This window comes from Campylobacter concisus, assembly GCF_002913545.1.
Lineage (GTDB): Bacteria > Campylobacterota > Campylobacteria > Campylobacterales > Campylobacteraceae > Campylobacter_A > Campylobacter_A concisus_AV.
Map to the genome: position 1 here is coordinate 47335 of NZ_PPBR01000090.1, position 11842 is coordinate 59176.

Annotated in this window: 14 protein-coding genes; 7 read left to right on the plus strand and 7 right to left on the minus strand. The window is 41.1% G+C overall.

Features of this window, described 5'->3' with window-relative positions:
- The first annotated feature begins 1 nt into the window (after position 1).
- Positions 2–436 carry a hypothetical protein gene (locus CYP05_RS05420; protein ID WP_103595911.1) on the plus strand — a complete coding sequence of 145 codons (435 nt, stop codon included), beginning with the start codon at positions 2–4 and terminating at the stop codon, positions 434–436.
- 415 nt (positions 437–851) lie between these two features.
- Here CYP05_RS05420 and CYP05_RS05430 read toward each other — a convergent pair whose 3' ends face one another.
- From CYP05_RS05430 to purM, 3 genes are all read right to left on the minus strand, one after another.
- Complete coding sequence (locus CYP05_RS05430) at positions 852–1271, minus strand: RDD family protein (protein ID WP_103642222.1); 420 nt, start codon at positions 1269–1271, stop codon at positions 852–854.
- 1 nt (position 1272) lies between these two features.
- A complete protein-coding gene (locus tag CYP05_RS10155) occupies positions 1273–1407 on the minus strand; it encodes a hypothetical protein (RefSeq protein WP_258031524.1) in 135 nt (44 codons plus the stop codon).
- A gap of 67 nt (positions 1408–1474) precedes the next feature.
- Entirely contained in the window at positions 1475–2458 is a 984-nt protein-coding gene (purM, locus tag CYP05_RS05435) for a phosphoribosylformylglycinamidine cyclo-ligase (protein ID WP_103642223.1), read from the minus strand.
- A 79-nt stretch (positions 2459–2537) separates the two neighbouring features.
- Between purM and coaE the strand changes: the two genes are divergently transcribed.
- Complete coding sequence (coaE, locus tag CYP05_RS05440) at positions 2538–3140, plus strand: dephospho-CoA kinase (RefSeq protein ID WP_103642224.1); 603 nt, start codon at positions 2538–2540, stop codon at positions 3138–3140.
- Here coaE and CYP05_RS05445 read toward each other — a convergent pair.
- On the minus strand, positions 3130–3750 hold the full coding sequence (locus tag CYP05_RS05445) for a DNA alkylation repair protein (RefSeq protein ID WP_103642225.1): 621 nt from the start codon (positions 3748–3750) through the stop codon (positions 3130–3132). The two genes, coaE and CYP05_RS05445, sit on opposite strands and share 11 nt — an antisense overlap.
- A 75-nt stretch (positions 3751–3825) precedes the next feature.
- Here CYP05_RS05445 and dapF point away from each other — a divergent pair, with 75 nt between their 5' ends.
- Positions 3826–4569 carry a diaminopimelate epimerase gene (dapF, locus tag CYP05_RS05450; protein ID WP_103642226.1) on the plus strand — a complete coding sequence of 248 codons (744 nt, stop codon included), beginning with the start codon at positions 3826–3828 and terminating at the stop codon, positions 4567–4569.
- Between the two features lie 146 nt (positions 4570–4715).
- On the opposite strand, the gene rplT is transcribed toward dapF, so the two are convergent.
- Both rplT and rpmI read right to left on the minus strand, forming a co-directional pair.
- Entirely contained in the window at positions 4716–5072 is a 357-nt protein-coding gene (gene rplT, locus CYP05_RS05455; protein ID WP_009295119.1) for a 50S ribosomal protein L20, read from the minus strand.
- A gap of 98 nt (positions 5073–5170) precedes the next feature.
- The gene (rpmI, locus tag CYP05_RS05460; protein ID WP_004317422.1) at positions 5171–5362 is read right to left on the minus strand and encodes a 50S ribosomal protein L35; all 192 of its coding nucleotides are present in this window, start codon (positions 5360–5362) and stop codon (positions 5171–5173) included.
- Positions 5363–5563: 201 nt separating this feature from the next.
- Here rpmI and CYP05_RS05465 point away from each other — a divergent pair, with 201 nt between their 5' ends.
- From CYP05_RS05465 to CYP05_RS09970, 4 genes are all read left to right on the plus strand, one after another.
- Positions 5564–7060, plus strand: a complete 1497-nt coding sequence (locus CYP05_RS05465; protein WP_103642227.1) for a C69 family dipeptidase — start codon at positions 5564–5566, stop codon at positions 7058–7060.
- Positions 7061–7620: 560 nt separating this feature from the next.
- Positions 7621–9894, plus strand: a complete 2274-nt coding sequence (gene metE / locus CYP05_RS05475; RefSeq protein WP_103642244.1) for a 5-methyltetrahydropteroyltriglutamate--homocysteine S-methyltransferase — start codon at positions 7621–7623, stop codon at positions 9892–9894.
- A 68-nt stretch (positions 9895–9962) separates the two neighbouring features.
- Complete coding sequence (locus tag CYP05_RS05480; protein WP_103642229.1) at positions 9963–10847, plus strand: methylenetetrahydrofolate reductase; 885 nt, start codon at positions 9963–9965, stop codon at positions 10845–10847.
- A 160-nt stretch (positions 10848–11007) separates the two neighbouring features.
- Positions 11008–11172, plus strand: a complete 165-nt coding sequence (locus CYP05_RS09970; protein ID WP_181001179.1) for a hypothetical protein — start codon at positions 11008–11010, stop codon at positions 11170–11172.
- Positions 11173–11230: 58 nt separating this feature from the next.
- Here the strand turns inward: CYP05_RS09970 and CYP05_RS05490 are convergent, their stop codons facing one another.
- The gene (locus tag CYP05_RS05490) at positions 11231–11797 is read right to left on the minus strand and encodes a response regulator transcription factor (RefSeq protein ID WP_103642231.1); all 567 of its coding nucleotides are present in this window, start codon (positions 11795–11797) and stop codon (positions 11231–11233) included.
- Positions 11798–11842 lie beyond the last annotated feature (45 nt).

The following is an 11842-nucleotide window of genomic DNA, read 5'->3' on the forward strand; positions in this document are numbered from 1 at the left end:
AATGTCAGGAAAGATCAAACTTCGTTTTTTATCGGCCTTTAGAGATTTTTTTGTCTATCATCACAAGTCTTTAGAGTTTCGTGCCAAAATTTTTGCCGCGATTATCTCGGCTAAATTTGACCCAGATGAGGATGATTTTTCCATTTTAAATGACATCGTAAATGAAATTTATGAAAACGATCAAACTAGAAAAGACTTCTTAATCCAAACCGTTAGAGAGTACGTGGCAAGGGTTAAGAAAAACGATAGGATCACGCTTGACACGCTTCTTTTAAGCATAGATAAAGATATGAAAGATCACAAAAGATATGCTAAAAAGATAGACTTTTCGCACCTTCGCCGCTTGATGAGTGGCTGCGAGGAGGAAATTTTAGTGCAGCAAAGGGTATATGAGTTTTTGATAAACGAGGTCAAACTCTACTCGCAAAGTGCTTAAATTTCACTCAAATTTAATCAAAAATTTTCGTGGCTTGTAGCTAAATTTTCTCGTTTTTTACCTTGATTTTCTCTATTTATCTCGCTAGTTTGGGCGATTCGTGACCAAAAATTTGAAACAACAATTCATCAGCTAAATTTACATTGATAAATGTGCATTATTTTGCGATAAAACGATATAGACCTTGGGCTAACCATAAAATTTAAAAGCAGGATGCTACAAAATAAAAATAATTAAGCGCATAGATTAGCCCGTTTTGTAGCTTCTTAGTGGTGCTTGCTTGCTACCCTGCAAAGGACAAGAGCCTAAAGTAAGCCATAGGGCTTTTTAAAGAGTATATTTGTAAGGTCATAAAAGAGAGTATCGACACAAAACTAGGCAAAAACCGCCTACTTTGGCACGGAGTGAAATAAATTTAAGCTGCTTTTTGCACGGCGGCTGAGTGGGTTATTATGTCGTGTAAATTTAGCTTGTCTTTTCTAAAAAAGCAAAGGCAAAGTCCGATGATACTAAAGCCAGCAAATGCAAAGCAAATTTGACGCAAGATCGCGTGAAGAAGGCTTAGCTTTTTACCAGTTTGTAAATTTATGAGATAAATTTCTTGCGCTTTGTAGCCCGGAGTTTGTGCCTTTATGCTAAAAAATAGGCACATTATAAATGAGATGAGGCTATTCACGCCAAAGATCGCAAGCTGGTTGTTTAAAAAGGCCTCTTTACTGCCAAGAACGAGATATGTGCTGATGTAAAATATCGGCATACCGATGATGAAAAGATCGATGATAGAAGCCTTTACTCTAGCCCAGATCGGTGCGATTTTTGCCTTTTGCTTTGACAAGTTACTTTCCTGTATTTATAAAAATTCGGCTAAATTTCTCGCCGTTATCATGCGTGACGCAAAGCATAGTAGAGGTGCGCGAGACCTCGCACCAGTGCTTATAAATATCTAGCTTTTTTATCTCGCCTTTTAGCACGCCAAAACAGCCTATAAAAACACTAAGATTTTTGATCTTAGCAGGCGTTTTTTGCTAAATTCTTGCATCAAACTAGCTCAACGCCTTTGCCACTTACCACTTCGCCGATCACGTAGCCATCGCTATTTTCTAGCACAGCATCTACGTTTTCTTTAGGCACAACAAGGATCATGCCAACGCCCATGTTAAATGTCCTCATCATCTCGCTATCTTCTACCTTTTGAGCTAGGATTTTAAAAATTTCAGGCGTTTTTATAGCGCTTTTTTGCACCTTCGCGCCAAGTCCAGCAGGAAAGACGCGAGGCAAGTTTTCAACTATGCCGCCACCCGTTATATGCGCCATCGCTGTGATCTTATCTTTTAAGTTTAAAAAGTCGCTCACGTAAATTCTAGTTGGCTCAAGAAGCACGTCGATAAGTTTTTTATCGCCCACTTTTTCATCAAATTTTAGCCCAAGCTCGCTTACCACTTTTCTTGCAAGAGAGAAGCCATTTGAGTGCAGGCCGCTACTTGGAAGTGCGACTAAAACGTCGCCAGATTTTACAAATTTACTCCTATCGATCTCGTCAGCCTCGGCGATACCCACGGCAAATCCAGCAAGGTCAAAGTCGCCCTTTTCATACATCGATGGCATCTCAGCTGTCTCACCGCCGATCAGCGCGCACTGCGCCTTTTTGCAGCCATTTGCGATGCTTTTTACTACCTCTTTGGCACTCTCTATCTCAAGCTTTGCAGTCGCGTAGTAGTCGAGGAAAAAGAGTGGTGTGGCGAAGTTGCAGATGAGGTCATTTACGCACATAGCGACTAGATCCTCGCCCACGCCGTCAAATTTCTTAGCGTCGATAGCTAGGCGAAGCTTCGTGCCAACGCCGTCGGTCGCACCTAAAATGGCTGGATTTTTATATCCGCTTGGCAGTCTGACCGCACCTGAAAATGATCCGATGCCGCCTATGACGTTTGGTGTTTGCGTAGATTTTACGAAAGGCTTGATCGCCTCAACAAAGCTGTTTCCAGCATCTATATCGACTCCGGCATCTTTATAACTTATCATTTTCACCCTTTTGGTTATTTTTTAAAACTTTAGCCAAAAGTTGCTAAAATTGTTATCAATTTTCAAAAATGGAGCGAGTTTGCAGAATTTTCCAAACGCCTATGTCATCACAGGCTCGATCGCTAGCGGCAAAAGCACGGTTGTAAATTTACTAAAAGAGCGAGGTTTTAGCGTGATCGACGCAGACGTGATCGCACACGAGCAGCTTGAAATTTGCAAAGGCGAGATAGTAGAAGCTTTTGGCGAGCAAATTTTAGATGAGACTGGTAAGATAGATCGCAAAAAACTGGGTGCCATCGTCTTTAACGATCCAAAAAAGCTTAAAAATTTAGAGCAGATTTTACATCCAAAGATAAAGGCTGAAATTTTTTTCAAAGCTTCGCAGCTTGAGCGCTTGGGGCAAGTTTATTTTGTCGATATCCCTTTGTTTTTTGAAAAAAAGGAGCGCTACAGCGAGTTTAAAAATGTAGCCGTGATCTACGCGCCAAAAGAGATTTTACTAAGCCGTCTAATGAGCCGAAATGGGCTAAGCTTAAATGAGGCAAAAGCTAGAGTAGAGCTTCAGATGGACATCGAGCAAAAGAAAAAAATGGCAAAATTTGTTATCGATAATAGCGGCAACATGGAGCATTTAAAGCTCGAGTTAGAGAAATTTCTAAAGCAAATTTGCGCTATTTCTTGATAAATTTACTAGCAAATTTATATGTTTGCAAGCTCTCTTTACTACCCAAATCCCAGCTTTCAAGCTCGGCTTTTACTAAATTTGGAAATTTCTTGCTTATATCTTTTATTGCGTTACCAACCGACTTTCTAAGATACTCGCTCTCGTCTTCTTTTAGGCTGGCTAGGCGCCTAATCGCCTCATCTGGGTTATCTTTAAAATAGGGCCTATTTGTCCATATCCTAAGCCCCTCTGTTACGGCTCTTTTTGCATTTTCGTTGCCATTTTTTAGCCACTCATCGATCGTTAAAAGTGCCTGCTCGTAGCCAATTTTCTTGCAAAACTCGTCAAACGCCTTTGCTAGCACCTCTTGAACCCTCCAGTTTTCATCTTTTGAAATTTCATCTCTCATAAACGTCAAAATTTCTTCACTATCTGATAGGTGCCCAAAGAGAAAAACCGCATACATCCGCACTTGATAGAGCTTCGAGCCGTATGCTAGGTATGCAAGCTCTTTGCAGTGCGCAGCTCCCTTTGCTTTATAGTCAGCCAAAGCCCTTTTTTCTTGCTCTTTAAAGCCATTTTCTATCAAAGAAAACTCTTTTTCTAAATTTAAGATGTAGCTCTTCAAAGTGGCTCCTTTAAAATAACTAATAACTCTTATCTAAATTTTAGTAAAATCAAGCAAAAAAAAGAAGGATGGCTCATGCAAGTCTCAAAGTACAACGCTAGCGGCAATGATTTTGTCATATTTCACACATTTTTGAGCAAAGATAGGAGTGAGCTTGCAAGGCAAATTTGTAGCCGAACAAACGGCGTGGGAGCTGACGGGCTCATCGTACTTTTGCCTTACGAAAAGGGCGTGAAATGGGAGTTTTACAACAGCGACGGAAGCTACGCTGCGATGTGTGGCAACGGCTCTCGCGCGGCTGCTAGATATGCCTATCTAAACGGCCTTGTGAGTTCAAGCGAATTTGCTCTGCTAACTGGTAGCGGCGAGGTGATGGCAAGCGTGAAAGATGAGTGCGTCGAGGTTGTGCTAACAAGTCCAAAAATCTTAAGCGAACCGCTAAATGAAGGTGGCAAAACTTGGTACTTTTACGACACAGGCGTGCCTCACCTTGTAAATTTCACACAAAATTTAGATGAATTTGACGTCAAAGAGTGCAGGGCGCTTCGTCAAAAATACAATGCAAATGTAAATTTAGCCAAATTTGATGGCGGAGTTTTAAGGGTGAGAACCTATGAAAGGGGCGTGGAGGACGAGACGCTAGCTTGTGGCACTGGCATGGCGGCTTGCTTTTACGGCGCTACTTTAAATTTAAACGCAGCGCAATGTCTAAAAGTCTATCCAAAAAGCGGCGAAGAGCTTGGCCTTAGGCTAGAAAACGGCAAAATCTTATTTAGTGGAGCGGTTAAACACTGCTTTGATACGAGTATCGAAATTTAGCTATTTTGGCTGCTGGTAGTTAGATTTGGCTAGTAGTTTGTAAAAGTCGCGGGTAGTAAATTAAAACAAAGAGTTTATATAGTTTTTGTTATTAAAATTTAAAAGTGTATAAAAAAGAAGATCCCCGCCGAAGCGGAGAAAAGGTGTTATTTCAAAGCATCTTTTGCTTGTTTTGCAAGTGCCGCAAATGCCTTCGCGTCATTCATAGCTAGATCAGCTAAAATTTTTCTATCAAGTTCTATATTAGCTTTGTTTAAGCCGTTGATAAATCTTGAATAGCTAATGTCGTTTAGTCTGCAAGCTGCGTTGATACGAACGATCCATAAACGTCTGAAATCACGTTTTTTCTGGCGTCTGTCGCGGTATGCATAAACTAAACTTCTCTCTAGTTGCTCTTTAGCTTTTCTAAAGTGTTTATGTCTAGCACTGAAAAAGCCACGTGCTAGCTTTAAAACTTTCTTATGGCGTCTTCTTCTAACTACGCCTGTTTTTACTCTTGCCATATTTATCCTTTTACAAATTGGCGCTCACAAAGTGAGTCTTGCCCCTAAATTTGGGGGAGTTTGAATGACTTTTTGTCAAAAACTTAAATCTACGCTGCTTATACGCCGAGCATTTTGCGAACGGCTGGGACATTTGTGCTGTCCACGTATTTTGGGCCACGCAAATCTCTCATACGCTTAGTAGGTTTTTTTGTTAAGATGTGGCTTCTAAAAGCAGAGCCTCTTTTTATCTTATTTTTACCTACTTTAAAGCGCTTAGCAGCACCGCGAACGGTTTTCATCTTTGGCATGCTAATCCTTTTTGAAATTTTATACGCAAGTGCGTAAGATTTGGATTATAGCGAAAAATCCTTTAGAAAATTTAAATTTCACTTAGACAAAATTTGCAATAAATTTACATTTAACTTAAAAAAATTTTAAAATTTAGAATTAAATTATTAAATTTGGCATATAATCACATATAAGAAAATTATTTTACTAAAGGAGTAAAAATGAAAGGGAAAATTCTCGCATCAATCGTCGCTATGAGTGCGATTTTAGGCACAAGTAGCTTGGCATGCACTACCATTTTAGTAGGAGATAAAGCTTCAAACGATGGCTCTATGTTAGTGGCTAGAAGCGCTGATAGCAAGGCTATAAAGGCACAAGTCTTTTTGATACATCCAGCTACGAAAAACCAAACTGGCATGCACAGCTCAAAGGCACATGACGGCGCAAATGACTTTACATATCCGCTCCCAAAAGATGGCATGAGATACACAACTATCGCAAACTCACACACAAAACTTCACGGAGCAGTCGGCTACAACGAGGCTGGCGTAGGACTTAGTGGCACTGAGACCATCTATGCAAAAGATGAGCTTTTAAAAGTTGATCCATACAACGAAGAGACCGGCATCACAGAAGATGACATCCCAGACGTGCTTTTGCCACGTATGAAGAGTGCAAAAGAGGGCGTTAAGCTTCTTGGCGAGATAGTGGAGACAAAAGGCGCTGGAGAGGGCTTTGGCGTGGTATTTATCGATGCAAATGAGCTTTGGTACTTTGAAACTGGCACAGGCCATAAATGGATCGCTTCAAAGATCCCACAAGATGAGTATTTTGTCACTGCAAACCAAGGCAGACTTCACGCTTATAAAGAGAATGATCCAAATTTCATGGGCGCAAAAGATGTCATCAAATTTGCGATCGACAACAAGACTTATGACCCTGCAAAAGACGGCGAATTTAACTTCACAAAGGCCTATACAAGGGATGATGAGAGAGATGTGACTTACAACTACCCACGTGTTTGCTGGGTTCAAAGCATGTTTAACCCAAGTCTAAAACAAGACTTTGCTGACGGTCAGAAATTTCCAGTATTTTTAAAACCAGAGAAAAAACTAAGCGTTGAAGACCTAAAAGCTGCGATGAGAGCCCACTACAACGGCACTGCGTTTGATAACTACGCTAGTAAAGACGAAGATAAGAAAAACATCTACCGCGCTATAAGCGTCTTTAGAACATACGAGTCTCACGTCATGCAGGTGCGCCCATGGCTACCAAAAGAGATCGGCCGCGTGACCTACGTAGCTCTTGGCATGGCTGATCTTAGCGTTTATTTGCCGTATTACGAGGGGCTTGATGGCTTTATAAAAGGCTACTCTGATGGCTCTTATGACGCTGATGATACTTCGATTTACTGGGTTTATAGAAAGCTTCAAACCCTTGTGATGACTGATTATGAGAAGTATTCGCCAGTGGTTAAAGAGGCTTACGCTAAATTTGAAAAAGAGTTGGCGGTAAAACAGGCTAAATTTGAAGATGAGTACGTCAAACTTTACAAAAAAGATAAGAAAAAAGCAGACAAACTCTTAAATGAATTTAGCCAAAAGACTATGCAAGAGGCTAAGGATTTAACCCAGGAGCTTACAAACAAAGTCTTTACTATGCTTACAGCTGATATGGATGCTAAGCTAAAATCTCTAAATAAAGGCAAAAAAGACTAAAAGTTTTGGGCGTGAAATTTAGTAGCGCCCAAATTTAAACAAAAATTTGGCAAAGAGCGTTTATAATGCGGCAAAAATTCACTACAAAGGAAAAACGCTGATGCCTTGTCCCATGCATAAAGCTCGTTAATCTCGGCAAAAAACATATCAGCGATTTTCAAAAAACACGCAAATTTTTAAATGATTTTACATTTTTTCACATTGAGATAAATCCATTTTTGCTAGCAGGTCCGCTGCATTGTAACTGCATTTTTAATAGCAAAGCTAAGCAATGCCTGAAATTTGGCAAGGACCTTTTTAGTAAGGTTTTTTATAAATTTTACTTTAGTTTAAGAAGAAGTGGGTGTCATCCACCACATGTGGGGTAATCCAGACTTGTGCGCAGCACAACAACATTGAACGTGCTGGGGGTTTGGGTCGCAGGGATAAGGGGGCGGTTTCGTAATTCTAGCCCCCTTGTACCTGTATAAAAATATTCAAGGTTGCTGTGCATGGCACAGTTTTATAGTAGTCCGCAGAGCGAATTTTCGTCTGCAAATTTAAATTTAAAAAGGATAAAAATGATAAAAAATTATGTTTTAGGTTTTCCAAGAATCGGAGAGAAAAGAGAGTTAAAGCGCGCATTAGAGGGCTTTTGGGCTGGTAAAGAGGGCTTTAGTGAAGAGAATTTGCAAGAGACTGCAAAGACGCTTCGTCAAAGACACTGGAAATATCAACAAGACGCTGGCATTTCGGCTATTAGCGTTAATGATTTTTCATTTTATGACCTAATGCTTGATAACATCATCGCTTTTGGCGCTACGCCTCCAAGATTTGCAAATTTAAGCGGCTTGGAGCAATATTTTGCTTGCTCAAGAGGCAATAAAAATGGCGTTGCGATGGAGATGACAAAGTGGTTTAACACAAACTACCACTACATCGTGCCAGAGCTTAGCAGCGAGAGCAAATTTAGCCTAAAAGCGGACAAAATTTTAAATGAATACAAAGAGGCGAAGGCTAACGGCGTAAAAGGCAAGGTAAATTTGATCGGCCCTATCACGTTCTTGGCTCTTTCAAAGACGACTGACGGCAGCTGCCCATTTAAGCATCTTGACGCAATTGTAGGCGAATACAAAAAGCTACTTGAGCAAATTTCTAAGCTTGATGATGAAATTTTAGTGCAGTTTGACGAGCCGATCTTTGTAACAGACAAAAACGAAAGCGATCTTTTGCCACTTATCACAAAGGTTTATAACGAGCTAACAGGCGTCGCAAACAACATCAAGATCGTGTTTGCGACATATTTTGAGCATGCGATCAAGGCAGTTAGCGAAGTGGCTAAAACTAAAATTTACGGCATCGCACTTGACTTCATCCACGGCAAGAGAAATTTCGAGGCACTTGAGACTATCAAAAACAGCCATTTGACGCTATTTGCAGGTGTGATCGACGGCAGAAATATCTGGAAAAGCAACATCGATGATAAGGTAAAACTTGTTCGTGAAATTTCAGAAAAAATAGGCGGCAAAGACTTTTATATCGGCACTTCATGCTCGCTTCTTCACGTGCCATACACTCTAAAATATGAAGAAAATTTAAACCCAGAGATCAAAAGCTGGCTAAGCTTTGCGGTTGAGAAGCTTGATGAGATCAAGATCATCACAAAACTAGCAAATGGTGAGAAGCTTGATGAGAGCGAAACAAAAATTTACGAAGAGAACAAAAATGCAGTTAAAACTCGCGCCACTTCAAAGCTCATCCACTCTGAAAGCGTTCAAAAACGTATCAAAAATTTAAGCAAATTTGAGCGTGACGAGAAATTTGAAGACCGCATCAAAATTCAACGCGAAACGCTAAAATACGGCATCTTGCCAACAACAACGATAGGTAGCTTCCCTCAAACGGTTGATCTTCGCGTACTTCGCCAAAATTTCAAAAAAGGCGAGATCGACGCGGCCGCTTATGAAGCTGGCATCAAAAAATATATCGATCACTGCGTGAAATTTCAAGAAGATATCGGCCTAGACGTGCTAGTACACGGCGAGCCAGAGAGAAATGACATGGTTGAGTACTTTGGCGAGCAGATCAGCGGATATGCATTTAGCCAAAATGGCTGGGTACAAAGCTACGGCAGCCGCTGCGTCAAGCCACCACTTCTCTTTGGTGACGTAAGCCGCCCAGAGCCGATGACTGTTAAGTGGATGAAATACGCTCAAAGTATCACAAAACACGTAATGAAGGGCATGCTAACAGGTCCTGTGACTATGCTAAACTGGAGCTTTGTGCGTGACGATCTTCCAAGAAGCGAGGTAGCAAAACAGCTTGCACTTTGTATCTACGACGAGATCGCGGACCTTCAAAATGCGGGTATCAGAGTGATCCAAGTCGATGAGGCAGCGTTTAAAGAGGGCTATCCGCTAAGAGCTGAAAATATCCCAGCTTATGAGAAATTTGCGGTTGATTGCTTCAAGCTTTCAGTAAGCTCAGCAGAGGCAAAAACTCAGATCCACACGCATATGTGCTACTCTGAATTTAACGATATTATTAAGACTATCGAGGCAATGGACGCTGATGTCATCAGTATCGAGACTGCAAGAAGTGGCAACGAGCTACTTAAAATTTTCAAAGCCGTTGGCTACAAACAAGAGGTCGGACCTGGCGTATACGACATCCACAGCCCGCGCGTGCCAAGTGTCGAGGAGATCGTCGCTCAGATCAAAGCTCTGCTTGAAGTCTTGCCAAAAGAGCAACTCTGGATCAACCCAGACTGCGGCCTAAAAACTAGAAAATGGGAAGAGGTCGAGCCAAGCCTTAAAAACATGGTAGAAGCCGTCAAGATCGTAAGAGGTCTATAATACAAATTTTTAGCGTCTAGGCTCTTCTAGACGCTAATCCTGCAAATTTAAAATCAAAGTTAAGAAAAATGCTAAAAGAGAAAATTTTAAATAAAGAAAAAGGGCTCGTGCTATATGGACTCACGCCGCCAAAAGCTGAATTTGAAGAGGCAAAGCTGCGTGAGATCTCAGAGCGCTGGAGCGGGCGGATAAATGATATCAAGGCCGATGGGCTCGTGCTTTACGAGGTGCAAGACGAGAGCGAGCGAAATGATAGCGAGAGGACATTTGAGTTTAGTGGGACGCTAAGCCCAGAAATTTACTACAAAAAGTACCTAAACGTCGCAACACCTAGTATATTTTACCGCGTGGCTAGCGGATACGGCGAGGATGAATTTCGCGCAGCACTTAAGGCTCAAAGCTCAAATTTAAACGTGCTAGTGGGGGCAACTTCTAGCACGCAAAAAGTAAGGCTAAATTTAGCTCGCGCTTACGAGATAGCTAGTGAATTTAAAGAGTTAGCATTGGGCGGCATCTGTATCGCAGAGCGCCACGGCAAAAAGGGCGATGAGCCACAAAGGATGCGTGAAAAGATCGCAGCTGGGGCGAAGTTTTTCATATCGCAGGCGATCTTTGACGCACAGCTAGCGTGTAAATTTTTAGAAGATTGCGCGGCTGCAAAGATAAGCGAGCCGATATTTCTTACATTTAGCACAGCAGGCAATGCAAAAACGCTTGAATTTATCAAATGGCTCGGAGTGAGCGTGCCAAGCTCGGTTGAGGAGAGGCTAAATTTAAGCTCTGACTACCTAGCTAGTAGCTGCGAGATCATCAAAGAAATTTGGTGCGAGCTAAAGAAATTTGGCGATGAAAATGGGCTAAATTTAAGCATAAATATAGAAAGTGTCATGGCAAAGCGCGCCGAGATCGAAGCGAGCCTGGAGCTTACAAAAAGCATAAGAGAGTTGGTGTAACGCCAGCTCTTGCTATAAATTTATACAAATTTTTTTTTGATGGTGCAATGGCACCACAAATCCACACAGAAAAGCCGTTATCATTAGCGATCACAAGCTATTTTAAAGGTCAGTTGGCTATTGCTTGACAAATTTCAAAAATTGCTATAGCAAAAACGATATGGCTTTATGTAAGAAATTTGACGAGATATACGAATACGGCAAACTGCTAAGAGAAAAAAGGCGGTGCTTTGGCAAGGCAAATTTATCAAAGTTGCCCCGAAAAATCGTTGAAGTCAAAATAGCCAAACAAGACAAGAGCTTTTGCAAATTTAAGCAAATTTGATCCAAAAGTATAGAAATTTAGCCCTCAAATAAGATCTAAATTTGACTAACCCCCCCCCTCACTCTACCTTGTATCCAGTGCCTCGCACGGTTTTTAGGCAGATGGCTGTGATTTTTACTCTTATCTCCAGCACTAGTGATCTTATGCGGTCTTGTGACAAGGTTTCGTTTTTATATAGGTGGTGATCTATCTCGTCGTAGGTGACGACGTGGGGCGAGTTTTTGCATAAAATTTCAAGCAGCTGGCTCTCTTTTTTGCCAAGATAGATGACCTCGTCCTCTTTTCTTATACACTGAGAGTCTTTGTCAAAGATAAGGCCATTTTTTAGCTCAAATTTAGAGCCTAAAAGCACCTTGCAAAGCCTAAAAACGTGAGATAAAAACTCTTCAGGACAAAGTGGCTTAATGATAAAATCATTAAGCCTAGCGTAGTAAATCCTCTTAAAAACGCTAGTGATGCTAACGCCCCGCAAAAGCATAATGGGAGTGATGTTTTGACTATCTCTTATAAATTTAACCAGATCAAGGTTTAAATTTCTAGCCTTTACGTCAAAAACGTACAGATCATATCTGTTGCCACACTCAAAGTCTTTAATGACTTCGCTAGCGCTTTTTAGCTGCATCATCCTAAACCCAAAGCGGTAAAGCGATGCATTTAGGATGACATTTTG

Bases quoted from the DNA above. Each gene is read 5' to 3' on its own strand.
- CYP05_RS05420 (WP_103595911.1), top strand. From the start codon at position 2: ATGTCAGGAAAGATCAAACTTCGTTTTTTATCGGCCTTTAGAGATTTT.
- purM (WP_103642223.1), bottom strand. From the start codon at position 2,458: ATGATAAGTTATAAAGATGCCGGAGTCGATATAGATGCTGGAAACAGC.
- dapF (WP_103642226.1), top strand. From the start codon at position 3,826: ATGCAAGTCTCAAAGTACAACGCTAGCGGCAATGATTTTGTCATATTT.
- rplT (WP_009295119.1), bottom strand. From the start codon at position 5,072: ATGGCAAGAGTAAAAACAGGCGTAGTTAGAAGAAGACGCCATAAGAAA.
- rpmI (WP_004317422.1), bottom strand. From the start codon at position 5,362: ATGCCAAAGATGAAAACCGTTCGCGGTGCTGCTAAGCGCTTTAAAGTA.
- CYP05_RS05465 (WP_103642227.1), top strand. From the start codon at position 5,564: ATGAAAGGGAAAATTCTCGCATCAATCGTCGCTATGAGTGCGATTTTA.
- metE (WP_103642244.1), top strand. From the start codon at position 7,621: ATGATAAAAAATTATGTTTTAGGTTTTCCAAGAATCGGAGAGAAAAGA.
- CYP05_RS05480 (WP_103642229.1), top strand. From the start codon at position 9,963: ATGCTAAAAGAGAAAATTTTAAATAAAGAAAAAGGGCTCGTGCTATAT.
- CYP05_RS09970 (WP_181001179.1), top strand. From the start codon at position 11,008: ATGGCTTTATGTAAGAAATTTGACGAGATATACGAATACGGCAAACTG.
- CYP05_RS05490 (WP_103642231.1), bottom strand. From the start codon at position 11,797: ATGATGCAGCTAAAAAGCGCTAGCGAAGTCATTAAAGACTTTGAGTGT.